Here is a 25471-nt window from a genome sequence, read left to right as displayed (position 1 = left end):
CCTCAGGTGAGGGCTGGTTCCTTGGCCTTGGAGGAAGGGCGCTGCCCTTCTTGCACGGCATCCTTCGGCGTCGGTGAGGGCCTGTCCGAAGTGCTTGAAGGAGAGACCTTTGGTGGCTTGCGCCAGGGTTCGCTCTTGTACCAGCCGACAACATAGGCAACTGCGATCAGGGCCAGGAAGCCGAACAGGTTCGACAGGATTTGCGGGATCCACTCACCGCGCCCCCAGACCATGTCACGCAACAGACCGGCGGCCTGCGCAATCACCAGGCTGGCCATGAATACGGCGAGCGATTGCTGACCAACCTTCTGCACGATCCGGACGAACCGTCCCCACAACACGCCATGGCCGAGCAGGTGCTTGCCGCCTTCTCCGGCCGCGACCCAGCCCAGATAGGCAAGCGCCAGGAAATGGAGATACCGGAACAGGCCGAATTCGGTTTTGATCCAAAGCGGCCTGATGGCTTCGCGAACCTCGCGGGCCCAGGCAAAGTCCCAATTGTTCTGGCCATAGACCCGGAAATAGGCGAACGGGATGGTGATCAGGACAACCGCGATGCAGAACCAGATCAGTTTGGCATTGACGGGAGGAGCCGGTATCCAGCCGCGCATGAAGGCAAACCCGGTGAAGAACAACATCTGCCATGCAAACGGGTTGAAGAACCACTCACGGTCCGACCACGGCTCTGCCGGAAGGCTGAGAAGATCGAATTGCGAGGCGAGCCAGAGCGCGATGGAAAACGCAAACGCACCTGGCACGGAATAGCGGGCAATCAGCATCACCGCCGGAATCAGCGCCAGGATGACGATATACATCGGCAGGATGTCGAAATAGTTGGGTACCCAGGTCAAAGTCAGAATACCTGGAAGGGCGACCTTGGTGTTGTCGAAAAGGTGCCAGAGGTTCAGTGAGACCACATAGTCCTGGGTGAGATCACAGCAACGCGAGAGATAGCCGCTTTCGTGGATCATCACCAGCCCGACCGCGATAACAAGGAACTGGCCGATATGGGCCCAGTAGACCTGCCACATACGGTGCAGGATGCGGGCTGCGCCTATTCCCCAGCCATGGACATCGAAGATCTTGCCAAAGGCCAGGGCGGATGCCATTCCGGAGCAGAACACGAAGATTTCCGTGGCGTCTGAAAAGCCGAAACGGGCCGGAATCCAGAGTGTCCACCAGTTCCAGGGGACATGGGCGACATAGATGATAAACATGCCGAGCCCGCGGAAAAAATCCAGCCGCGGGTCGCGCGGGCGCTTCGTTTGAGAATGAACGTTCACGTCAAGTCCAGAGTATTTCTGTCAATTTTGGAGCGGAGAGAAGACGTTATACAGAGTCTGCTGCCCGGAGGCTTTCGTCTTCCATAACCTGCTCGGCACGTTGCATCTTATCGCAAACTTCAAGACGTTGCTCGGCAAACCGGTCAAGAGCGCCGCGCTTGCGGCTGCGGCTCTTGATCAGAACCTCTGCTTCGGTCGAGAAACCGGCCCGCAAGGCGGCATCGATCGTGATGCGTTCGAACACGTCGCGCTGGGCATGAGAGCCCCCGACCATGTAAAGATTGTCCCTGGCCGATGTCAGCAGGGTGAAAGCGGAGGCGTAGTTTCCCTTTCGGTACTGTTCAAGGCCCAGACCGGTTGGCACACCGGCTTCCGCGGCGATGCGGCCGATATCGGTCTCGCTCCTGGAGCGTTCCTTCAACCCGTTGAGCAGCCTTTCGGTGCCCATGCGACGGCCACCGTTCAACAGTGCCAGCAGATAATGCAGGTCGGCAAAGACGTTGCAGCCGTCTTCAGCGCGCTTGTCGGACAGAAGGGCAAGCTCGTCCCAACGCGAGCCGACATCGACACCTTCCAGCTCCAGCCGGACCAGCAGGGAGGCGCCGTTGGAAATGTCCCGATAATCGTCCGTCTTGTCCTTGCGTACATCCGAATCGTAGAGCGCCAGCGCTTTGTCGGCATCGCCCTGATCCAGATACATCAACGCAAGGTGCCACCAGACGTGATAGCCGAAATTGTTGCAGTGAGCCCAACCGCCAGGGTGGTTTTCCAGCCAGCCGGCACCTTCTTCCGACCGGCCTGTCATGTCGTGCACATGGGCAACCGCATGAAGTCCCCAGGCATCGTCCCGGGCAAACTCCAGTCCCTTTCGACCGGAAGCTTCGGCCAACCTGTAGTCTCCGGTCTCTTCAAGCGCAAAGGCGCGGCAGCCGAGCAGATATCCGTAGGCGGGATGGCTTTCATTGTAGGAGGACAGGATCCGCTCGATGGACTGGCGCATGCCGGTAGCATCACCGAGAACGAATCTGATTGCATGCACCAGCTTCATGATCAGGGCGTCTTCCGGTGCCTTGACCAGCATGGCATCAAGAATGTCCGCTGACCGTGTCGGAAACCCCTGGAGCCAGGCGCCGAGGGCGTCGAGGACTGCCGTTTCGCGGTCGGTGATCGGCGTGTGCTGTGCTGAAGTTCTGGCGATCGAAAGGCATTCGCTTGCGGTCGCATAAAGTTCCTTGCGCCCGAGCAGCAGGCAGAAGAGACCGCGGGCACCATGACCGAGAGCGAAATCCGGCGCGAGGCTCAGGCAGGTTTCCAGATGTTCCGGTGTTGTTTTGCCATGGGCCAGAAAGGCCTGCACGGTCGCGTTCCATGCCGCAAGGGCGTCCCGGTCGGTAAGTGTAAGATCATATCCGAATTGATCACTAAGACGCATGTCAGGCCTTCATAGTTTCAGTGCCGGGCTTCCGAAATCCGATCTCAAATATGATCGCGGAAGACGTCTGGCCGAATGTAAAGTCACTGCCTAACTTCCGCAGGCTTTACATGAACTGCAAAACACAAAAAGGTGTTGGCAATGTGTAGGCCGGAAAATGATACTTTCGTTGTGAAATTATGGCTTCTAGTGCGAGGGTGTGCCTGAAGAAACTGGCAGTTCGATCACACAGGTCCGGCTGCTCCCGAAGAAGGTCAATTCATGGCTCTGACAGTCCAAAAATCTCAAACTACCGTGGTCGGCGTCGGCATTGCCCTTCTTCTGTTGATTGCATTGGGAGCTTATGGGGAAGCGGGCCCGCGCCAGGCCGTTGCAACGCTGATTGGCGGGATTGCTGGATTGTCGCTCTATCATGCGAGCTTCGGTTTTACGGCGGCGTGGCGGCGGGTCGTCACCGAAAGGCGTGGCGGAGGCCTCAGGGCACAGTTTGTACTGATCCTTCTGACAAGTGCGGTCTCCTTTCCCTTGATTGCCTGGGGAAACCAACTGGGGTGGCCAACCGGTGGTTTCGTGTTCCCGTTCGGCATTGCTGCGGCCCTTGGCGCCTTCATGTTTGGCGTCGGCATGCAGCTCGGAGGCGGCTGTGGGTCCGGGACCCTGTTCACCGCCGGCGGCGGCTCGACACGCATGATGATCACCCTCGCGGCCTTCGTTCTGGGCTCCGTCGCTGCAACGGCCCATCTGCATTTGTGGGGGCGGCTGCCCAAACTGCCACCGGTCTCCCTGATCCGGGAATTCGGGCCGCATGGCGCATTTCTGCTGACCGCACTGGTTTTGGGAGGTCTGACACTGGCAACGCTTCGCATCGAGCGGCAGGCACACGGGGAAATCGCTGCTCCACGCCCCACCCAGTCCTTTCTGGCAGGCCCCTGGTCTCCGATGCTCGGCGCGATCATGCTGGCTTTGGTGGGGATCGCAACCTTTATTGTCGTCGGCAGACCCTGGGGCATTACGTCCGCCTTTGCGCTTTGGGGCGGCAAGTTGTTTCACGCGATCGGCATTCCAGTCGATACCTGGCCCTATTGGACCTGGCAGCGAAGCGCTCTGGAAAACTCGGTTCTTCGCGACACGACGTCTGTGATGGATTTCGGTGTCATCATCGGTGCTATGGTTGCTGCGGCGCTGGCAGGACGTTTTGCACCTGTCTGGCAGCTGAGCCGCCGCGACGTGTTGACCGCGATAGCGGGCGGGTTGCTGATGGGCTATGGCGCAAGGCTTGCTTACGGATGCAACATCGGCGCCTATCTGGGCGGGTTGGTGTCAGGATCTCTTCATGGTTGGCTCTGGCTGGCATTCGGTTTTCTCGGCAGTCTCGCCGGTACGCGCCTCCGCTTGCGTTTCGGCATGGAGTAAGGGGCTGCCTGGCACACCGGATTGTGAAACATCCGTGAGCCTGGGCCCGATAAATTGCCTGCTACCTGATTTCCAGGTTCCGGGAGATATTTCTATGCGCATTTTTACCTGTTTGGTCCTTCTGTTTTCGCTGGCTGGGACCTCAGCTTTTGCAGACAGCATTTCTGAAAGAGAGGGATGGCGGGTCATTCCGACCTCCAAAAGCTACAGCGACCTAGTTGAAGATCTCAAAGCTGCTGTGAAGGCCGAGAAAATGCTGCTGGTAACTCAGGCCAGCGCGTCCGCCGGTGCCAAGGGGCGGGGAATTACAATACCAGGCAATCGGATTATCGGTGTTTACCGGAACGACTACGCGCTGAGGATGCTGGACGCTTCGGTTGCTGCCGGTATCGAGGCACCCATACGTTTCTATGTCACCGGGAACAGCGATGGTTCGGCAACGCTTTCCTGGAAAACGCCGAGCTTCGTCTTTGCGCCCTACATGGACGAGGGCGGTGAAGCGCTGTCAGAACTTGCTTCAGAGCTTGATCTCGTTTTTCTGACAATCGCCGAACAAGCTGTGTCCTCCCGGTAACACACTCTCACATGTTCGTTGTGTGGAGGCCTCTGAGGCTGTTTGGGTCTTGTGAAGGCGCTTTTTCAGCGCCACATTAATAACGTCGTCAACAACAGAAAGGAGGTATGCCCATGTCTAGTGAGTATCGGAACGTGGCCCAATTGTCTGGGTGGAATGGAACGGTGCCGGAGCAGCCTCTTGCGTCGATCGGTTTCATCGGGATCTGATCCGGACAATTAGTCACGTCGATCTCATGGGAGGGCCGCTTTTGCGGCCCTCTTTCGTTTTTCAAACCGGTATTTTTGAAAAAAAATTCAGCCAGTGGAAAAAATTTGATTGCAATAATTTGTTCAGATTATCTAAAGTAGTTGAGATTTAAGTAAAATTACGAATGAGAAAAAGCGTTTTCTTAACAAAAGGTTACGAAGTTGTGCCGAGGTTGCTTGCGAGTGCAACAATTGAGAAATTCTACATATTAGCTGTCTAAGTGTTTATTTTTACGGCTAATTTTTTCTTGCCCATTCGGTCAAATGTCAGAAAACTGACACGCCTCTGACACGAGGCATGGACTACCAACCGCCTCAGTGTCGCACTGGAGGATGGGGTAAAGTTCCGATGACTTGGCATTTCCGTTTCGGGTTCGTTTTTGGCAATCACCGCGCGAATTTTCTTCAAGGTTCGAACTGGTCGGACTTCATTTTCGGCTTCGGCGGTGCCGATGAAATTCACGGTCGAGGCGGCAATGACTGGATATTTGCCGGACGCGGCAATGATCGGGTCGACGCAGGCACCGGTGACGACACGGTCTTTGCAGGGCGAGGCGATGACTGGATCCGTGGAGGCGACGGCAACGATGTCATCGACGGTGGACGGGGTTTCGACACTGCCGCCTTTGACGGCTCGATCTTTGATTACGACGTCAATCTGCGCAAAAGCTGGTTTTCGACGACTGCAATCGTCACCCGCTTTGGAGACGACGGAGATGCCGTCGAGGTCGACTACCTCAAGAAGGTCGAAGCACTCCACTTCGAGGATGAGGACTACACTCTCTACATCGACAGGCGGAACAATCAGGTCCTGGCTCTCGACGACACCGCAGCAACGGATGAAGACACATCGCTGACGCTGTCTGCCGAGGATCTTCTGGCCAATGACACCGATTTTGACGGTGATACTCTGACCATCACCGGCGTTGACGTTTTGAGCGAGCTCGGTGCCGTGATCTCGTTTGTGGATGGCCAGGTCATTTACAACCCGGTCGGCAAATTCGACTCTCTGCAGGAAGGGGAAACCCTTACCGACACATTCTCCTACACCGTTGACGACGGTAATGGAGGCGCAACGACCGCAACCGTTTCAGTTACCATCACCGGCAGGAACGACGCTCCGGATCTGCAGGTCGCATCAAGCGTCGAATACGCTGAAAACGATACGCAGGTCGTTGCAGTTGCCAGCGCAAGCGACGTCGACAGCGACAGTGTGACTTTCTCCCTGCAGGGTGACGATGCGGCGCTTTTCACGATTGAAGAAACAACAGGCGAAATTCGCTTCAAGGCGTCACCGGACTTCGAGGCGCCGGCTGACACCGGTCAGGACAATGCCTATCAGTTGATCGTGGTGGCAACCGACTCCGAAGGGGCGGAAAGTCAGCAGGCTTTGACTGTCGATGTGACCGATGTGCTTGAAATCCCGGTCGTGGACGGTCGTATCAACGAGTTCCACTACGACAATAGCGGCGGAGATGTTGGCGAGTTCGTCGAAATCCGCACCGCTGCGGGTGACGACGTTTCATATCTGGAAATCATTCTGTTTAACGGCAGCAATGGCGCCGAGTACAGACGAGTTGACGTCTCCACGCTGGAGAAAACCAGCGACGGCACGCATGATTTCTACGTCTGGGAACTGCCGAGTAATGGAATTCAGAATGGTGCGCCGGATGGTATTGCGCTGGTCAATGGCGGTACGGTTCTGGAATTCCTGAGCTACGAAGGAACGATGGAAGTAACCATCGGCGACGAGACTGTCACTTCAACCGATATCGGCGTTTCTGAAAGCAGCAGCACAGAAATCGGGTTTTCCCTTCAGCGCAATGAAGACGGTTCCTGGAACGAAGCCGCGGCGGAAACCAGGGGGGCGGCCAACGAGGAACCCGTTGTGGAGCTGGGCGCAAGGATCAACGAAATCCACTACGACAATGCCGGTTCGGACATCGGCGAATTTGTGGAGATCCGCGTCAATGCAGGAGCCGATGTTTCCGGATTGGAAGTGCAGCTGATCAATGGGAACGGAGGAGCTGCCTATAATTCCTCTGACGTCGCTTCCCTGACCAAGACGACCGACGGCACCTATGACTACTACGTCTGGGACTCGCCGTCCGGCGGTATCCAGAATGGTGCCCCGGACGGCATTGCTCTGGTGAATGACGGCGACGTGCTCGAGTTTCTCTCGTATGAGGGAACGATCACGACGCAGATCGAAGGAGTGGAAGTCACTTCAACGGATATCGGGGTCTCTGAAGGCAGCGGAACCGAAGTCGGGTTTTCCCTGCAACGCGATACGGGTGACATCTGGAACGAGGCAGCGGCCGAAACAAAGGGCGCCGAAAACAGTGCCCCGACCGTGCCACTCACCGAAGCCCGCATCAATGAGCTGCACTACGACAATGAAAGCTCCGATACCGGTGAGTTTGTCGAGATCCGCGTCAATGCAAATGCGGATGTCACGGGTGTTCAGGTTCAGCTGATCAACGGCAATGGCGGTTCGGCTTATAACAGTGCCGACCTTTCGACCTTGAGCAAAACCTCGGACGGCACCTACGACTATTACGTCTGGGAGCTGCCGGCCGATGGCATCCAGAACGGGTCGCCGGACGGCGTTGCCCTGCTCAATGGTGACCAGGTCGTCGAATTCATCAGCTACGAAGGCAGCTTCGACGCCGAGTTTGCTGAAGGTACGGTCACATCCACCGACATCGGCGTTTCGGAAAGCAACTCGACGCAGGTCGGATTCTCGCTGCAGCGTAAGGACGATGGAACCTGGAACAGCGCCGCGGCGGAAACAAAAGGCGCGGCAAATGAAGACGGCGGCACAGGGCCGGAACCGACTGCACGCTTTATCTCTGAAATCCAGGGAACGGGCTCGGCGAGTTTGCTGGTCGGCGACTATGTCCTGGTTTCGGCGGTCGTCACCTACACCACCGGTAACGGCTTCTTCCTGCAGGAAGAGGATGCTGATGCGGATGCGGATGCCCTGTCGTCTGAAGGCATTTTCGTCTTCACCGGCAGTGCGCCGACGGTTGTTGCAGGTGACATCGTGGACGTTGCCGGAACCGTGGACGAATTCTTCGGTTTCACACAACTCGGCAATGTTACGGACGTTACCAAGACGGGATCCACCACCACGCTGCCGACAGCGGCCAACATCCAGCTGTCCCAGGTTGCGACCAACTTCGAGCAATATGAGGGCATGCGGATTTCGGTCACCAGCGGCATTGCCGGCGAAGAACTGACCGTCATCGAGAATTTCAATCTCGACAGGTTCGGCGACATCACCATCAGTGCCGGAACGCAAACGCAGGCAACCCAGCTTTATGATGCGCAAACCCAGCAGGATGAAATATCCGCGCATATCGAGGCCAATCAGAACAACCGTCTCGGCATCACCGATGGTTCGTCGGCAAGCAACCCGGACAGCTACGGCTATATCGCCAACACGACGGGCGGCGACAATGGCGATGGCATTCTCAGCCGTGGAGATGTCATTGGCGAAGACGGTCCGACACTTCGTCTGGGTGCAGAGCTCAATGCTCCTGTCGAAGGAGTTCTGACCTACGATTTCGGAGAGTACAAGATTCTGGTCGATGGCACATTGTCCGTGGACGAAAGCACCAATTCAGGTGCACGCGAAGACGCACCTGCCGATGTCGGCGGAGACCTGCAGGTCGCCAGCTTCAACGTCCTGAACTACTTCACGACATTCTCCGGCGGGACCGGGCCGAATGGCGACCTGAGCCCTCGCGGTGCGAGCAATCAGGAACAGTTCGACCGTCAGACCGAGAAGATCGTCGATGCCATGATCAAGACCGAAGCAGAAGTCTTCGCGCTTCAGGAAATCGAGAACAACGGTTTCGGTGACGCTTCTGCAATCGCCACGCTGGTAGATGCGTTGAATGCCGAAGCACAGGCCCAGGGAACAGGTGCGGTCTATGCCTACGTCAATCCTCTGGGTGCCGACGGTTTTCTTGGTTCCGACGCCATCATGACCGGCATGGTCTACGACACGACCAAGCTGACCTTGGTACACGCGGATACACTGGTCTTTGAAGAAGCATCGGCTGCAGATACTTATGCGATCGCCGAGTACCTGAACGGCTTTGTGTCTTCTGGTGACCAGGTTGGCGATTTCCAGCGCAACCGTCCGGCGACAGTGGCAACATTCCAGGACGAGAACGGCGAAGTATTCACCGTTGCCTCCAATCACTTCAAATCCAAGGGTGACAGCAACCTGCAGGATCTCGCGGATGCCGTTCAGTCCGCCTTGGATGCAGGCAACATTCCGGCAGACGACATTGCCGACGTGGAAGCGGCCCTGACCGCATTGCGCGCTGATCCGAACTTCGACCAGGGCAACGGACAGGGGTTTTGGAACCAGGTTCGTACGGATGCATCAACCGAGCTGACAGCCTGGCTGGAAAGCACCTATGCTGCAGACCTCGGTGATCTTGGGTTCACGGATACAGACTATCTGCTGATGGGCGATTTCAACGCCTATGCCGAAGAAGATCCGGTCCAGTCGGTTCGCGATGGCGCTGGCTATACGGACCTGATCGACCAGTTCATCGGTCAGGAGGATGCCTACAGCTTTGTCTTTGACGGTCAACAGGGCACGCTCGACCAGGCGCTTGCGTCAGATAGCATGACCGATCAGGTAACCGGCCTCACCGAGTGGCATATCAATGCGGATGAGCCGGACCTGTTCAATTACCGCGACGGCGACTTCTACTCCGATGATCCTTTTGCAGCTTCTGACCATGATCCGGTGATCGTCGGTCTGGATCTTGGATCGCAATCCGATGCGATGTTCTCGTAAGACCAAGAGATCATGAATGAAAATGGCGGCCTCTGGCCGCCATTTCTGTTTGTCGAGCTGTAATTAAATCAACCCGACAGCCTTGCGGACATCTTCGTCTCGCAGCGAGCAATCGATGCCGCGGTAGGTGTCACCCGCATCGGTGCACAGCCAGGAAATGGCTTCGCCGACCCATTCAGCCGGAATGTGAACCGAAGGATCGAGCTGGCTGACCGGATTGATGCCGGAAGCCTTGATGTCGACCTGCATCTGCGTTGCGACGGTGCCGGGGCTGAGACCGATCACGCGCAATCCCTTTTCGCCGAACTCCTTGTCTGCGCATCGGGTCAGGGAGAGAGCGGCCGCTTTCGACGAACAATACTGGCTCCAGCCCTCCAGGGCGCCGACCGCGGCACCGGAGCTGATATTGACGATAGTGCCGGAGCCCTTTTCCAGCATGTGCGGTGCGACGGCGCGAATGCCGTGGTAAACACCCTTCACATTGATATCGATAACCCTTCCCCAGGCCTCCGGGTCGGAGGATTCAATCCGGCTGATAGGTTCGATGACCCCGGCATTGTTCACCAGAATGTCGATGCCTTCGTGGAAGTCGATGCACAATTCAACGGCTCTTTCGAGGTCTTTGTAGTTCGCAACATCGCAGTTGATGGCCGTGGCCGTTCCGCCGTCTTCCATGATTTCCGCGGCAATGCGCTCAACGTGTTCATTGGAGCGTGCCGCCAGCACGACTGTGGCGCCATATTTGGCAAGACTGCGTGCACCGGCCTCGCCAATTCCTCGGCTTGCGCCGGTAACCAGGGCAACTTGCCCCGACAAATCAAACATCTAGCGTCCCCATTCATTCAGGCCAGGGTCCATATTCGCTTCGGCCCTTGTTGATCGTCGGGCGAATTTAGTGTGAGACGCACACAGAATAAACAGCTTGTTTGCAGGATTATCGTGCGGCAATTACACGAATGCTTGAAAAGAAGAGTTGTGTGGCTGTCTGACGGATTGACATTTCTATGCTCTTCTAGTCGGGTGGCCGGCGGAACGAGCTAAACGGGCACGGGGCTTTATTTATGGCGGTCGAGAAACCGGCTTTGCAGACATTTTTCCGTCAACTCTATTTCGGTCATTCGACCAAAGCCCGTGCCTTCCGGTATGTTCTGCTTACATTCGACCTGATCACGATTGGCTATTTCATCGTCTCGTCGGTGCTGGACCCGAACCGGGTGCATCATGAGCTCGATTATGCCATTGCTGCGGTTCTGACATTGGACTACCTGGCTCGTCTGATCGCTTCGATGAGCACGACCCGCTATCTCTTCAATTTCACTTCGTTCGCGGATGTCGTGGTCATTGTTTCCCTGATAGCACCGGCTTTCCTGGAAAACTTCGGCTTCCTTCGGGTTGTCAGGATGCTGCGTCTGATGCGTTCTTATCATCTGTTGAAGGAGCTGCGCGAGGCGTCCGGATGGTTTCGGCGCAACGAGGAAATACTGCAATCCGCCCTCAACCTGGTGGTTTTCATCTTTGTCGTGACGGCGATCGTTTTCGTGGTGGAGGATGATCGCAACGAGAACATCAACACCTATCTCGACGCGCTCTATTTCACCGTCACCACGCTGACAACGACCGGTTATGGCGACATCACCATGACCGACAGCGTGGGCCGGTTCATGACTGTCCTGATCATGATCTTCGGCGTGGCCCTGTTTCTCCGGCTGGTGCAGACGATTTTCCGTCCTGCCAAGGCGCAGGTCTCCTGCCCGGACTGCGGATTGAGCCGTCATGACACTGACGCGGTCCATTGCAAGCATTGTGGGCGTTTGCTCAACATTCCGACCGAAGGCGTCTGGGACTGATGGTGCGGGTGGTCTGTGCGCTGGGCTCTCGCTGACTTGTGAACACGCAGGGCTGGACAATTCCGGTCTTCAATCCAATCTTTGCGGCAGTATTTGTCCTTCATGGTTGACCGCTGCAGATCGTGTCACAGGAGCCGGTATTGCCTTCAAAGATTTCCAGACCCCTGGCCTGTGCCTCCCTCATTGCTTCTCTCTTTTCCTCCACGGCCGCCTTGGCTGAGGGGAAAGCAAGTTGCGGCGAGGAAATGCCTTGCGAGATCGAGAGCGGGCAGTACTATATTCATCTGCCTGAAACCCGGCAGGATGATGGGCCGCTCGGAGCAATTCTCTATCTTCATGGCCATCGCGGCAAAGCGCTGAATGCAATCCGGAACAAGGGCTTTCAGCGCATTGCGGATGAGTTGGGAGTAGCGTTTGTTGCGGTTCAGGGCGTGAACGGAACCTGGTCCTTTCCGACCGCACCGCGCAGCCTGCGCAACGAGTCGGAGTTTTTTGACGAAGTGCTGGACGATCTGGCCAGCCGTTTCAACGTCGATAAGGATCGCACCATGTTGTCCGGGTTTTCGTCCGGTGGCTTTATGACCTGGTATCTGGCATGCGAAGATTCCGGACGCTTTTCCGGCTATGCACCGATCGCCGGCGCATTCTGGGAACCGCTGCCGGAAAACTGTCCGACCGAGAACCCCTATCTGTTTCACGTCCACGGGACCAGCGACACCGTCGTTCCCCTGGCCGGCCGCTGGCTTGGTGGCGGGCAGTGGAAGCAGGGAGACGTCTTTGAAAGTTTTGACGTCTGGCGTCGCCAGAACGGCTTGACCGACGCCAAGCCTCAGAAGCTGACGGATGGCAATCTGGAATGTGAACGCTGGACGCCGGAGGGAGGGCTGTTTGAGCTTTGCCTTCACGATGGTGGTCACAGCGTCCAGGCAAACTGGATCAAGCGTGCCTGGCGCGAACTGGGTTCCATAAAAGGCTGGAACGAAAAGAGCTGAAACTCACTCTACTTTAACAGGAAAGTGAGGCGTGGTGTCCTGCTCGTTCACTCCGCGGAGTTGACGAGACGGGGGCTATGTGGCCATTTTCCGAAAAGCATTCGTGAGTTCATGATCTTAGGTGGCCCGTGTCCCAATCCCCCGCCGCACCCGGTTCTCTTGCCGGTCTTGTAGTCCTTGATCTGTCGCGCATTCTGGCCGGTCCTACCTGTACGCAAATCCTCGGAGATCTTGGTGCCGAGGTCATCAAGATCGAACGGCCCGGACGTGGGGATGACACGCGTGGCTGGGGACCGCCCTTTCTGAAGGATGGTGACGGAAACGAGACCCAGGAAAGCGCCTACTATCTTTCCTCCAACCGCAACAAGGCTTCCGTCGCGATTGATCTGGCGAGCGAAGAAGGTCAGAAGATGATCCGGGAGCTTGCCGTGAAGGCCGACATTCTCGTCGAGAACTTCAAGGTCGGCGACCTGAAACGCCGAGGTCTGGATTACGAAACGCTCAAGGCTCTCAATCCCAGGCTGATCTATTGCTCGGTTACCGGGTTCGGCCAGACAGGGCCTTATTCCCATCGGGCGGGTTACGACTTTCTCATCCAGGGCATGGGCGGCATCATGTCCCTGACAGGATTTCCGGACGACGAGGGTGGCACAGAAACGAAATGTGGTGTCGGGATTGCCGATGTCATGTGCGGAATGTACGCGGCCGTGTCGATCCTTGCCGCACTCAATCACCGTCATGAAACCGGCGAAGGTCAGCATATCGACATTTCGCTTCTGGACGCGCAGGTCTCCTGGTTGATCAACCAGGGTGTTGCCTATCTCGTCTCGGGAGAGGTTCCGGGTCGCCTCGGAAACGGTCACCCGACCATCGTTCCTTACGAGACATTCCCGGCCGCCGACCAGTCTTTCATCATTGCAGTTGGCAACGACAGCCAGTTCCAGAAGTTCTGCGATGTGGCCGGGGCGCCGGAGCTGGCCTCGGATCCGCTCTTTGCGAAAAATGCCGACCGGGTCAGAAACCGTAAGCAGCTGATCCCACTGATCCGTCGTTTAACGATCGAAAAAACGGCTGCGGAATGGATAAGGCGTCTGGAAGAGGCGGGCGTTCCCTGTGGTCCCGTCAACGATCTCGGTCAGGTGTTTTCCGATCCTCAGATCGTTGAACGCAACATGCGCATCACGCTGCCGCATCCCTTGAGTGACACGGTCGATCTGATCGGGTCGCCGATCAATCTGGAAAAAACACCCGTCACTTACGCCAAGGCGCCACCGCTGCTTGGGGCGGACACGGAAGATGTTCTGACACGCCATCTCGGGTTGGATGCATCGGCCCTTGCTGATCTGGCCGAAAAGGGCATCGTGGACCTGGGCGCTGATGCCCGTAACGAAGGAAACTCAGACTCATGACCACCGGTGCCGATATCATCGCAGGCAAACTCCATGCTGCGGGCTGCCGCCATGCTTTCGGGATTCCCGGGGGAGAGGTTCTGGCGCTGATGCAGGCGCTTGATCAGGCCGGATTGAATTTTGTGCTGGTGAAGCATGAAAATGCCGGTGGTTTCATGGCGGAAGGTGGTTGGCATGCCGATGGCGCGCCGGGCATTCTGCTGGCAACGCTCGGACCGGGCGCGGCAAACGCCGTCAATGTGGTTGCCAATGCCTGGCAGGACCGGGTGCCGCTGATCTTTCTGACAGGCTGTGTCGATCATGGTGAAGCGGAGAGCTATACACATCAGGTTTTCGACCATCAGCAATTGCTGCGCCCGATCGTGAAGGCAAGTTTTTCCGCTCGCCTCGGCGCGCTGGACGTGATGATGGAAAAGGCGCTGGCGATCGCACTCGACGGGCAGCCCGGTCCAGTTCACATCGACGTGCCGATCAATGTTGCGGAAACGGAAACAGAAGAACGCTGGTCGAAGACCTTCCAGTCTGCACCCGTTGCGACGGCGCCGGCTGCCGGGCAGGACCTCGAAACGGCGCTGGAATTGTTTGCCGCAGCAGAGCGGCCGATTGCAATTGCCGGCGTCGATGCGGTCAATGAAAACGCTTCGGCTGTGATCACCGAATTCTGCGAGAAGTTCCAGATACCTCTTGTCACCAGTTACAAGGGTAAGGGCCTGCTCGACGAGAACAACTCTCTGGCCATGGGAGGCGCAGGTCTGTCTCCCAAGGCAGACGGACACCTGTTGCCGCTGATCAACCAGTCCGACTGCATTCTTCTGCTTGGCTATGATCCGATCGAAATGCGCGTCAACTGGCGCAATCCCTGGCACGCGGATGCCTCGGTTATCGATGTCACGCCGGTCCTTCGAACCCATGGCATGCATAGTGTAACGGCAACGCTGCGCAGTGCAGTCGCGCCGGTGCTTGACCGGCTGAGCGAGGCAAGGGATCCGGCCAAGATTACCTGGCCGGAGAAAGAACCTGCGAGGATCAGGCAGGAACTGGAAGACGCCTTTCAGCCGGAGGCCTCTGGCTGGGGACCGGGAACGGTGTTTCATACGCTGCGCGAGATCATGCCGGCGGACACAGTGGCGACGGCCGACAGCGGCGCGCACCGCATCCTCGTGTCTCAGGTCTGGCGGTGCCCCATGCCTCGCCAGATGCTGCAGTCGTCCGCGCTTTGCACCATGGGCTGCGCGGTTCCGCTGGCCATGGGACACAGGCTGGTCGATGGTCCGTCGCCTGTCATCGCATTTGTCGGCGATGCCGGTCTGGAAATGTGCCTCGGCGAGCTGTCCACCCTGAGGGACCTGAAAATCCCGGTCATCATCTGTGTGCTCGTTGATACCAGCCTCGCCCTCATCGAACTCAAACAGCGTGGCAGCCAACGGCCGAATGTCGGAGTTGATTTCGGCGAGACCGATTTTCCGGCAGTAGCAAAGGCCTATGGCGGTCACGGGGTCTGGATCGAAAACACCGAGGAACTTGCAAGGGAAGCGGAAGAGGCCTTGAAGCGGGATGGCTTCACACTGCTTGCCTGCCGGATATCGCGGCGTGCTTACGACGGAACCTTTTAGTCGGCTATTGGATGACTGGACCTTCCCCGCATGTGTGCTTATGCTGCACCTGCGAAGAAATTTTGGCCTTGGGCGGGAACCGAAGGCCTGGGAGGGACAGGAATGATAATCTGCCGAACCAAGGCGGAGATGCGGGAAACCGTGCGCAGCTGGAAGCGCGAGGGCGTCAGCATTGGTCTGGTGCCCACCATGGGATATCTGCATGAAGGCCATTTGGGGCTCGTCCGCCTCGCTCACGAAAAGGCCGATAGAGTTGTTACAAGCATCTTTGTCAATCCGACGCAATTCGGACCGAACGAAGATCTGGAGACTTACCCGCGAGACGAGGAGCGCGATCTGGCGCTCTTGAAAGCCGAAGGCGTGCATGCGGTGTTCATGCCTCCTGTCGACGAAATGTACGGTGCGGGTGGAGATGCCCATGTCGAGGTTCCCGGTCTTTCGGGGATATTGCAGGGCGCCTTGCGCCCCGGGCACTTCCGCGGTGTCTCGACCGTGGTCACCAAGCTCTTCAACATCGTCACACCTGATCTGGCGGTGTTCGGCGAGAAGGACTATCAGCAGCTCACCCTGATCAGGCAGATGGTGCGGGATCTGGACATGCCGCTGGAAATCATCGGTCACCCCACGGTGCGCGAAGCCGATGGTCTCGCCATGTCATCCCGAAATGTGAGGCTTTCCGAGGATCACAGGGCCGACGCGGTTATCCTGAACCGGTCACTGGATCTGGCCGGCGAGCTGGCAGGAACAGGCCCGGCAATCGCCGATCTCGAAGCGCTTGTCCGCGAAACGCTTGCGACAGCTGCCTCCGCCGAGGTCAGGAGCGTCGACATCCGCGATGCCGCGACACTGTCAGAACTGTCCGGGACGTTGGACCGTCCGGCGGTAATTTTACTGGCCGTCCGCTTTGGCGACGTATTGCTGATCGACCAGCGCGTGGTTGCGCCTGCCAGCTAACCCTTCTCAGCTTCAAGCCCCTTTGAAAGGACGCCGCATGAGCTCTCAGAAACCTGTCCGCCGTATCACCACGCCGCAGATCGCCAATCGCAAAGGCGGTGACCCGATTGTTTCGCTGACTTCCTATCACGCGCACACGGCAGCGATTGTCGACAAATATGCAGACTTCATTCTGGTCGGCGACAGCCTCGGCATGGTCATGCATGGCATGGAATCCACCGTCGGCGTTTCGCTTGATCTGATGATCATGCACGGCAAGGCGGTGGTGCGTGGCACGCAACGGGCGCTGGTCGTTGTCGATATGCCTTTTGGTACCTACGAGGAAAGCCCATCGGAAGCCTTTCGCAACGCAGCACGCGTGATGAAGGAAACCCAGTGCGGTGCGGTAAAGCTTGAAGGCGGTGTCCGCATGGCGGAGACTATTCGTTTTCTCACCGAGCGTGGCATCCCGGTCATGGCCCATATCGGCCTCACCCCGCAATCCGTTCACGTGATGGGTGGGTTCAAGACGCAAGGGCGGCATGAGGACGATTGGGACCAGCATTTCGAGGATGCGACAGCCGTGACCGAGGCAGGGGCCTTCGCCGTTGTTCTGGAAGGCATGGTCGAGCCGCTGGCTGCTCAGATCACGAAAGAGATTCCGGTCCCGACCATTGGCATCGGTGCATCGGCCGAATGTGATGGCCAGATTCTTGTTCTGGAAGACATGCTCGGTCTCAACCCGACACCGCCGAAATTCGTCAAGGTTTACGGCAACCTCGGTGGCCAGATCGAGGCGGCCGTCAAAACCTACTCGGATGAGGTCAAGGATCGAAGTTTCCCGACCGAGGCACAGGTTTATCGTTGAGTGTCCGCTTTGGGGGCAGTCTTTGGAAATAAACGCCCGATTTTCGACTGCACACATGCCGAAAACTGACTAGCCTCAGGTCATGCTGATGATCCGACCAAGTTTCGACACGCTCTATGAAGCGCTGATGGCACGCGATCCGTCTTACGACGGGCGCGTCTTCGTGGGTGTGTCCTCCACCGGAATTTTCTGTCGACTGACCTGTCCGGCGCGAAAGCCGAAGCGGGAAAACTGCACGTTCTACGACACGGTTGGTGAGTGTATCGAAGCAGGTTTCCGTCCATGCATGCGCTGCAAACCAACCACACCCGAAGCAAGCGCTGATCCGGTGGTGAAGTCGTTGATCGAGGCGCTTGAAAAACGACCGGGATATCGCTGGGGCGAACCGGATCTTGTTCGCATGGGGCTTGATCCGTCCACCGTTCGCCGTGCGTTCAAACGTCACTTCGGCATGACATTTCTGGAAATGGCGCGGCAACGGCGCTTGCAGGAAGGCTTTTCGACCCTGGCCGGAGGCGGCAAGGTGATTGATGCGCAGATCACGGCAGGATTTGAATCGCCAAGTGCATTCCGGGAGGCATTCGCAAAGATCCTCGGTCAGGCTCCCGGGTCGTTTTCGCAGGACCCGCTGTTGGTGGCCGACTGGGTGTCGTCGCCTCTGGGACCGCTGATCGCGGTGACCGATAGCACTCAGCTTCATCTTCTTGAATTTCTTGACCGCAAGGCCCTGCCTGCCGAGTTCAAGAAATTGCTGGCCTTTTCCAAGGGCCGGATAGGGTTCGGTCGGACAGAGGTCACGGACCAGATCCAGGAGGAGCTGGATCACTTTTTTGCTGGGCGCAACGGTGTTTTCGAAACCAGGCTGGCACTTCACGGGTCCGCCTTCACGCGCGATGTCTGGCGCGAGCTTTTGAAGATCCCGGCCGGTGAAACACGCAGCTATTCGGACCTTGCAAGAACGCTCGGCAAGCCAGAAGCCGTTCGTGCGGTCGCAAGAGCCAATGGTGCGAATCAGATTGCGATTGTGGTTCCCTGTCACCGCGTGCTCGGAGCCGATGGTTCGTTGACCGGATATGGCGGCGGGCTGTGGCGTAAACAGCGGCTGATCGAGCTCGAGCAGAGTTATGGCTGTCAGTCGCGCTCGGCATGATGAAGTTTGGGAATATTCCTCAGGCCTGATGAAACTCAAGATTGTCGAGAACGAGCTGACGAAGCGGTTCCTCGGGAAGGGCGTCGCTCACCATGACATCCATCGATGTGATGTTGCCCAGGGTGACCATGCCGCCTTTCTGATACTTCGATGAATCGACGGCCAAAAGCGTTTTGCGGGAACGTTTCATGGCGCTTTCAACGTTCGATACTTCCCAGTGATCGTCGTCGCTCATTTCTCCGTCCGGTTCGATGCCGCTCACCGATATGATTGAAATATCAAAGCGAAACCGGCTGATGAAGTCCGAGGTCGGTTCGCCGAACACCGATGCATCGACATGGCGGACGAAGCCTCCGGGAATTGCAACCGTAAAATCCCGGCGGTCTTTCAGGAGCATGGCTGCTGCGAGGGAATAGGTGACGATCTTCAGGTCGCGCCTTTGATTGAGCGCGCTTGCAACGGCCTCGCAGGTCGTGCCCGCGTCGATGAAAACAGACGCGCCGTCTTCCACAAGCGAAGCAACCTTGTAGCCAATGCGTTGTTTCACATCCGCTGATTCCTGCCGTCGCAACAGATAATCTTCGCTGTTCAGCGCGCCGACATATGCCGCGCCGCCATGAGTCCGGCGCAAGCGGCCCTCCACGTCCAGCAGGTTGATGTCCCGGCGAATGGTTTGTTCGGAAACTGACAATTTTTGAGAAAGATCCTCAATCCGCTCATACCCGGACGACTTGAGAATCTCCAAAAGTCTGGATTGCCGCTGTTGCTTTCCCGAAGCAGTCATTCTGCATTTCCCCTTTTCCGGCAAATATTTAAAGCAGCATCCACCACATATGTCCACGTGCCATATTTGTCCGATAAGTTACAAAACAATTCAGAAAACACAATTTTTGTAAGAAAGTTTACAACAGAATGTCATTAAACTAACATACATTGTCACGAAGATAACAGCTGACCGATCTTTCGTGGCATTTGGGAGGAATAGATGTCTGACAAGCTGCATAAATACGTTTGGAAGTTCACCAGCAAGAAACTTAGCCGTCGAAATGTTCTGGCTCGTGCGAGTGCTCTGGCCATGTTTGCCGCAGTGGCCGGGTTTTCCGCCGTTGATTCCGGCTTTGCCGCCGAGGCGAAAAAGGGTGGCGACTTCGTCATGGGCCTGAAGGGCGGTGAGAGCACGAACTCGCTCGATCCTGCACTGTCGACCAGCCACGTGACCGCAAAAGCGCTGCGCACCTATGGTGAAACGCTCACCGAAGTAAGCCCGGACGGCGAAGTGATCGCCCGTCTGGCCGAAAGCTTTTCGCCGCGCGATGGCGGTAAGTCCTGGGATTTCCAGATCCGCAAGGGCGTAAAGTTCCACAACGGTCAGGAGATGACCGCCGAAGATGTGCTGAAAACCATGCAGCGCCACTCGGATGAGAACACCAAGTCCGGTGCTCTCGGCATCATGCGCGGCATTGAATCCATGGAAGTCAATGGCGACACCTTCACGGTTCACCTGTCGACGCCGAATGCCGACCTTCCCTTCCTCATGTCGGACTACCACCTCGTCATCCAGCCGAATGGCGGCCTGGACGATCCGGGCGCGGGAATCGCGACCGGGCCCTACAAGGTGACGGCGGACGAGCCGGGCCTGCGCTACAAATTCGAGAGATTCGAAGATTACTGGGACGATAGCCGCGGTCACTATGACAGCGTCGAGATCATCGTGATCAATGACGACACCGCGCGGGCAAACGCGCTGCAGTCCGGTATCGTCCATGCCATCAATCTGGTATCGCCCAAAACCGCGAAGCTCATGGCCCGCAACCCGGCGGTCAAGATCGAGACCACCTCGGGCAAAGGCCACTATATTTTCGTGATGCATGTCGACACGCCGCCGTTCGACAACAAGGACCTTCGCATGGCCTTGAAGCACGCCGTCAACCGTGAGGAACTGGTCGACAAGGTTCTCGCGGGCTACGGCAAGGTGGGCAACGACACGCCGATCAACGAGGCTTACCCGTTGTTCGACAACACGGTTCCGCAGCGGACTTTCGACCTCGAAAAGGCGAAGGAATACTACGAGAAGTCGGGTCACGACGGTTCTCCGATCATCCTGCACGTTTCAGACGCGGCCTTCGCCGGTGCCCTGGATGCGGCACAGCTGTTCCAGCAGAGCGCGAACGCGGCAGGCATTCCGCTTCAACTGAAGCCGGAACCGGCTGATGGGTACTGGTCGGAAGTCTGGAACAAGAAGCCGTTTGCGGCATCTTATTGGGGTGGTCGTCCGGTGCAGGACCAGATGTGGTCCGTTGGATATCTCTCCACTGCCGACTGGAACGACACGCGGTTCAAGAATGCCGAGTTCGACGCGATGCTTCTTGAGGCCCGTGCCGAGCTGGATCCTGAAAAACGCCAGGAAACCTACGGCAAGATGGCCCGTCTCGTTCGCGAGGAAGGCGGCCTGATCAATCCGATGTTCAACCAGTATATCGATGGCATGGCCACCAATGTCGACGGATGGGTTACCAACCCCGAAGGCGACATGATGAACGGCTTCATCGCCGTCAAGACCTGGTTCGAATAAGGCGGATCGAACGTGCCTGCGCACCTGATCCTGTTGGTCATCCAGCGCTTGGCGCTGGGTGTCCTGCTCCTTCTGGCGTCGTCGGTCCTCATCTTTGCGGGAACCCAGATCCTGCCGGGTGATGTCGCGCAAGCCGTGCTTGGACAAGCGGCGACTCCAGAAGCCATTGCGAACCTGCGCGAGGAAATGGGGCTCAACGAACCGGCCGTGTCCCGCTATCTGAAATGGCTTTTCGGAGCCGTGCAGGGCGACTTCGGCAACGCGCTCACCAATGGTGCGGACATTGGGGCCTCCATATCAAAGCGTCTGGGCAACACGCTGTTCCTGGCCTTGTGGGCGGCCGTCATATCCGTTCCCCTGGCGATCCTTCTCGGTCTCATTGCAGTCCGGTTCCGCAATCGCTGGCCGGACCGGCTTATTTCCGCGATGTCGCTTGCAACCATTTCGGTTCCTGAGTTCGTCATCGGTTACATCTTCATGTTCTTCGTTGCGGTGAAACTGCGCTGGGTGCCGTCGGTTTCCATGATCAACGATTCCATGAGCCTGATGCAGAAGCTTCAGTCGATTGCCCTGCCGGTCATCGTTCTGACCTTCGTGGTGCTCGCCCACATGATGCGCATGACGCGGGCCGCGATCCTCAATGTGATGGAATCGCCCTATATCGAAACCGCCGAACTCAAGGGGTTGTCCCGCTTTGCGGTGATCACGCGGCATGCGTTGCCGAACTCCATTGCGCCGATCGTCAACGTGGTGATGCTCAATCTGGCTTACCTGGTCGTGGGGGTCGTTGTCGTGGAAGTGATCTTCGTCTATCCCGGCATGGGGCAATACCTCGTCGATCACGTTGCAAAGCGTGACATTCCGGTGGTGCAGGCAGCCGGACTGATTTTTGCGAGTGTCTACATTCTTCTCAACATGGCGGCAGACATTATCGGCATTGTTGCCAATCCCCGCCTGAGACATCCCAAGTGAGGCCCTCATGACGATGCGAATTCCAGTGAGCGCCCTCATCGGGCTGACCATGATGGCTTTCTTCTTCTGTCTGGCTGTCTTCGCCCCGCTCATTGCACCCTACGGGATCGGGGAAGTTGTCGGCGATGTCTGGGAGCCTATGTCGGCCAAGCATTGGCTTGGCACGGACAATATCGGCAGGGATCTGCTGACGCGTATGATCTACGGAGCAAGGACAACGATATTCATCGCCTCCGCGGCAACCGTGCTTTCCTTCACTCTCGGAACCTTGCTGGCGCTCAGCGCTGTGGTTCTTGGTGGTTGGGTCGACATGGCGCTGTCCCGCTTCATCGACCTGATCATGACGATACCGACGCTGATTTTTGCGCTGGTCGTCCTGTCGGTCGTGCCGACATCCATCCTCATCCTCATTGTCCTGATGGGGCTTCTCGACACCACGCGTGTCTATCGTCTCGCGCGTGCAGTCGCGGTCGATATCAACGTCATGGACTATGTCGAAGCAGCACGTCTGCGCGGCGAGGGCACCAGCTGGATCGTCTTGCGGGAAATCCTGCCCAACGCCCTGTCGCCCCTGGTCGCCGAACTGGGCCTGCGTTTCATCTTCATGGTTCTGTTCATCTCCACTCTGTCATTCCTCGGACTTGGCGTGTTGCCGCCCGATACCGACTGGGGCGCTATCGTTAAGGAAAACAAGGAAGGTCTGGTCTACGGCATTCCGGCAGCGTTGGCCCCGGCCGTTGCGATCGCGACGCTTGCGATCTCGGTCAACCTCGTCGCCGACTGGGTGCTCAACAGGACCACAAGCCTGAAGGGAGGCCGCAATGCGTGAGGCGGTGGCACACAACCTTGTTGAGATACGTGGCCTGAAAATCGGTGCGACAGTCTTCACCCCGGGTGAAAAACCGAAGGATGTCGAAATCGTCCATGGTGTCGATCTCAATCTGGAAAAGGGCAAGGTGCTGGGCCTGATCGGAGAATCGGGCGCCGGAAAATCCACCATTGGTCTGTCCACGCTGGCCTATGGCCGGGGTGGCATCCGGATTACCGGTGGTGAGATCTTCATCAACGGCATCGATATCCTGAAGAACAGCGTGGGTGAGCTTCGGGATCTGCGTGGCCGCCAGGTGACCTACGTGTCCCAGTCGGCGGCTGCCGGTTTCAATCCGTCCAAAAGGCTGATGGATCAGGTGGTTGAATCCTGCCTGAGTCACAAGCTGTGCTCACGCAAGGAGGCAGAGGAACGGGCGGTCACGCTCTTCAGGAAACTCGGTCTGCCCGATCCCGAAAACTTCGGCAAGCGCTATCCGCACCAAGTCTCCGGAGGCCAGCTGCAGCGTGCGATGACGGCCATGGCCCTTTGCCCGGAGCCGGACCTGGTGATCTTCGATGAGCCGACAACGGCTCTGGACGTGACCACACAGATCGATGTGCTGGCGTCGATCAAGGAAGCGATTCAGGACACCGGTGTCGGCGCCATTTACATCACGCACGATCTTGCCGTTGTTGCGCAGGTTTCCGACCACATCATGGTGCTTCAGCACGGACGGATGGTCGAATATGGAACAACGGACCAGATCATCAACAATCCGCAGAAGGATTACACCAGGGCGCTGGTGTCGATCCGCTCGACCATTCACGACGAAACGCCTGCCAAAGGCGAACCCGTGCTCAAGCTGAACAATGTATCGGCTCGCTACCGGGGACTGAATTTCGACGTGGTCAAGGATGTCACGCTGGAAATACATCCCTCCCAGACCCTCGCGGTCGTTGGGGAATCAGGATCCGGAAAGTCGACGTTGGCACGTGTCATGACAGGGCTCTTGCCGCTTCGCCAGGGCTCGGTCTCCTTCAATGGTGAAACCTTGCCGGCGGCGTTGGAGGAGCGCAGCAAGGAACAGCTGCGCGAACTGCAGATGATTTATCAGATGGCCGATGTGGCGATGAACCCGCGCCAGACCATCGAAACCATTATCGGCAGGCCTCTGGAGTTCTATTTCGGTATGCAAGGGGCCGAAAAGCGCGCGCGCGTTATCGAACTTCTTGACGAGATCGAACTTGGCGAGAGCTTCCTGAAGCGCTACCCGGCGGAACTCTCCGGGGGACAGAAGCAAAGGGTCTGCATCGCGCGCGCCCTGGCCGCGAAACCCCGGTTGATCATTTGTGACGAAGTCACCAGCGCCCTTGATCCTCTGGTGGCCGACGGGATCCTGAAACTCCTCCTGAACCTTCAGGAGATCGAGCACGTCAGTTATCTCTTCATCACTCATGACCTGGCAACGGTTCGTGCAATCGCAGACACGATAGCTGTCATGTACCAGGGCAACGTGGTTCGCTACGGTCCTAAGTCAAAAGTTCTCGAGCCGCCGTTCGACGACTACACCGATCTTCTGCTTTCGTCCGTCCCGGAAATGAAGCTGGGCTGGCTCGAAGACGTTATTTCAACCCGTAAAATGGACAGTGCAGGCAACTGATGGACACGCGGCTTCTTCTGATCATTCTTGACGGTGTGCCCTGGCGCAACTGGCGATCCCTCTTCGGCAATCTGGAAGGCTGGGTCGACAGCGGTGAAGCCAGGGTCTGGCGAATGCGTTCCGTTCTGCCTTCCATTTCGGCGTCCTGCTACGCATCGATCCATACCGGTGTCACACCTGCCGTTCATGGATCGACGGGCAATGCCAATGTGTTCCGGCTATCGGTGCCCGACATTTTCTCCGAAGTACGCAAATCAGGTGGCAAGACCGGCGCGGTGACGCATTCCTTCTGGTCGGAGTTCTTCAATCGTGCGCCCTTCGACCCTGTCCGTGACATCGAATATGACGAGCCTGACAGTGCTTCGATCAACCACGGGCGTTTTCACACGATGGCCGGCTACGGTCACGCCAACCAGATGACGCCTTCCGACGCGGATCTGTTCGCCACGCTTACGATGCTGAGTCAGCGGTTCGGTCTGGACTACGGCATCCTGCACACCTGCACTCTCGACAGCATGGGGCATCGCTTCAAGCATGCTTGCGAGGAAATGGATCACGCCTGCGCGCATATGGACGAGACACTCGCGCCCTACATCTCGCGCTGGCGCTCCGCCGGGTATGAAGTCATCGTGACCGCCGACCATGGCCAGAATGACCGGGGGCACCATGGCGGGCGAGGCGAGGAACAGCAGGATTTTGCACTGTACTATTTTGGTGATGCAGCAGGGCCGGATGCGGATACACTGCTGCGGCAAACGCAGTTGGCTCCGACCATCTTGAACCGGTTGGGAGTTCCGATTCCGCAAACCATGACGGACGAACCATTTCTGTAACGGAACAAGGGCCGCATTATGCGGAAGGTCTGGATCGAT

At 57.5% G+C, this 25471-nt stretch carries 19 protein-coding genes; 15 read left to right on the top strand and 4 right to left on the bottom strand.

The window, feature by feature from the left end; translation table 11 throughout:
- Positions 1–2 precede the first annotated feature (2 nt).
- Together ABLQ08_RS20760 and ABLQ08_RS20755 are read right to left on the bottom strand one after the other, a co-directional pair.
- On the bottom strand, positions 3–1217 hold the full coding sequence (locus tag ABLQ08_RS20760; protein WP_417714935.1) for an OpgC family protein: 1215 nt from the start codon (positions 1215–1217) through the stop codon (positions 3–5).
- A 112-nt stretch (positions 1218–1329) separates the two neighbouring features.
- Positions 1330–2715, bottom strand: coding sequence for a tetratricopeptide repeat protein (locus ABLQ08_RS20755; RefSeq protein WP_352945818.1), 1386 nt, complete (start codon positions 2713–2715; stop codon positions 1330–1332).
- 261 nt (positions 2716–2976) lie between these two features.
- On the opposite strand from ABLQ08_RS20755, the gene ABLQ08_RS20750 reads away from it, so the two are divergent.
- The 3 genes from ABLQ08_RS20750 to ABLQ08_RS20740 all read left to right on the top strand — a co-directional run bounded on the left by ABLQ08_RS20750 (position 2977) and on the right by ABLQ08_RS20740 (position 9772).
- Positions 2977–4128 (top strand): YeeE/YedE family protein, encoded by a 1152-nt coding sequence (locus ABLQ08_RS20750; RefSeq protein ID WP_352945816.1) that lies wholly within the window; start codon positions 2977–2979, stop codon positions 4126–4128.
- A 94-nt stretch (positions 4129–4222) separates the two neighbouring features.
- Positions 4223–4702, top strand: coding sequence for a DUF302 domain-containing protein (locus tag ABLQ08_RS20745; RefSeq protein WP_352945814.1), 480 nt, complete (start codon positions 4223–4225; stop codon positions 4700–4702).
- Between the two features lie 597 nt (positions 4703–5299).
- Complete coding sequence (locus ABLQ08_RS20740; protein ID WP_352945812.1) at positions 5300–9772, top strand: ExeM/NucH family extracellular endonuclease; 4473 nt, start codon at positions 5300–5302, stop codon at positions 9770–9772.
- A gap of 63 nt (positions 9773–9835) precedes the next feature.
- Here the strand turns inward: ABLQ08_RS20740 and ABLQ08_RS20735 are convergent, their stop codons facing one another.
- Positions 9836–10597: an SDR family oxidoreductase gene (locus tag ABLQ08_RS20735; RefSeq protein ID WP_352945811.1), complete on the bottom strand. Its 762-nt coding sequence runs from the start codon at positions 10595–10597 to the stop codon at positions 9836–9838.
- Positions 10598–10833: 236 nt separating this feature from the next.
- Here ABLQ08_RS20735 and ABLQ08_RS20730 point away from each other — a divergent pair, with 236 nt between their 5' ends.
- From ABLQ08_RS20730 to ABLQ08_RS20700, 7 genes are all read left to right on the top strand, one after another.
- Positions 10834–11619 carry an ion channel gene (locus tag ABLQ08_RS20730; protein WP_352945809.1) on the top strand — a complete coding sequence of 262 codons (786 nt, stop codon included), beginning with the start codon at positions 10834–10836 and terminating at the stop codon, positions 11617–11619.
- A 140-nt stretch (positions 11620–11759) separates the two neighbouring features.
- A complete protein-coding gene (locus ABLQ08_RS20725; protein WP_352945808.1) occupies positions 11760–12611 on the top strand; it encodes an alpha/beta hydrolase family esterase in 852 nt (283 codons plus the stop codon).
- Positions 12612–12739: 128 nt separating this feature from the next.
- Positions 12740–14020, top strand: coding sequence for a CaiB/BaiF CoA transferase family protein (locus ABLQ08_RS20720; protein ID WP_352945807.1), 1281 nt, complete (start codon positions 12740–12742; stop codon positions 14018–14020).
- A complete protein-coding gene (locus ABLQ08_RS20715; protein ID WP_352945805.1) occupies positions 14017–15633 on the top strand; it encodes a thiamine pyrophosphate-binding protein in 1617 nt (538 codons plus the stop codon). Before ABLQ08_RS20720 ends, ABLQ08_RS20715 begins: the two co-directional genes overlap by 4 nt.
- A 102-nt stretch (positions 15634–15735) precedes the next feature.
- Positions 15736–16587, top strand: a complete 852-nt coding sequence (gene panC, locus ABLQ08_RS20710; RefSeq protein ID WP_352945803.1) for a pantoate--beta-alanine ligase — start codon at positions 15736–15738, stop codon at positions 16585–16587.
- A 37-nt stretch (positions 16588–16624) separates the two neighbouring features.
- A complete protein-coding gene (gene panB / locus ABLQ08_RS20705; protein ID WP_352945801.1) occupies positions 16625–17434 on the top strand; it encodes a 3-methyl-2-oxobutanoate hydroxymethyltransferase in 810 nt (269 codons plus the stop codon).
- Between the two features lie 82 nt (positions 17435–17516).
- On the top strand, positions 17517–18584 hold the full coding sequence (locus ABLQ08_RS20700; protein WP_352945800.1) for a bifunctional transcriptional activator/DNA repair enzyme AdaA: 1068 nt from the start codon (positions 17517–17519) through the stop codon (positions 18582–18584).
- Positions 18585–18603: 19 nt separating this feature from the next.
- On the opposite strand, the gene ABLQ08_RS20695 is transcribed toward ABLQ08_RS20700, so the two are convergent.
- Positions 18604–19368, bottom strand: coding sequence for a DeoR/GlpR family DNA-binding transcription regulator (locus tag ABLQ08_RS20695; protein ID WP_352945799.1), 765 nt, complete (start codon positions 19366–19368; stop codon positions 18604–18606).
- Positions 19369–19569: 201 nt separating this feature from the next.
- Here ABLQ08_RS20695 and ABLQ08_RS20690 point away from each other — a divergent pair, with 201 nt between their 5' ends.
- From ABLQ08_RS20690 to ABLQ08_RS20670, 5 genes are read left to right on the top strand one after another with little or no spacing between them, the layout of a single operon-like run.
- Positions 19570–21156 (top strand): ABC transporter substrate-binding protein, encoded by a 1587-nt coding sequence (locus ABLQ08_RS20690; RefSeq protein ID WP_352945797.1) that lies wholly within the window; start codon positions 19570–19572, stop codon positions 21154–21156.
- A gap of 12 nt (positions 21157–21168) precedes the next feature.
- Positions 21169–22128 (top strand): ABC transporter permease, encoded by a 960-nt coding sequence (locus ABLQ08_RS20685; protein ID WP_352945795.1) that lies wholly within the window; start codon positions 21169–21171, stop codon positions 22126–22128.
- Between the two features lie 7 nt (positions 22129–22135).
- Positions 22136–22957 carry an ABC transporter permease gene (locus ABLQ08_RS20680; RefSeq protein WP_352945793.1) on the top strand — a complete coding sequence of 274 codons (822 nt, stop codon included), beginning with the start codon at positions 22136–22138 and terminating at the stop codon, positions 22955–22957.
- Entirely contained in the window at positions 22950–24599 is a 1650-nt protein-coding gene (locus ABLQ08_RS20675; protein ID WP_352945791.1) for an ABC transporter ATP-binding protein, read from the top strand. The genes ABLQ08_RS20680 and ABLQ08_RS20675 overlap by 8 nt, the downstream gene beginning before the upstream one ends.
- Positions 24599–25432 carry an alkaline phosphatase family protein gene (locus ABLQ08_RS20670; protein ID WP_352945790.1) on the top strand — a complete coding sequence of 278 codons (834 nt, stop codon included), beginning with the start codon at positions 24599–24601 and terminating at the stop codon, positions 25430–25432. The genes ABLQ08_RS20675 and ABLQ08_RS20670 overlap by 1 nt, the downstream gene beginning before the upstream one ends.
- The last annotated feature ends 39 nt before the right edge of the window (positions 25433–25471 follow it).

Origin of the sequence: Roseibium sp. SCP14, from assembly GCF_040329475.1 — a bacterium.
GTDB lineage: Bacteria > Pseudomonadota > Alphaproteobacteria > Rhizobiales > Stappiaceae > Roseibium.
Note: the sequence above shows the minus strand (reverse complement) of the source record. Positions and strands in the feature narration are given on the sequence as shown.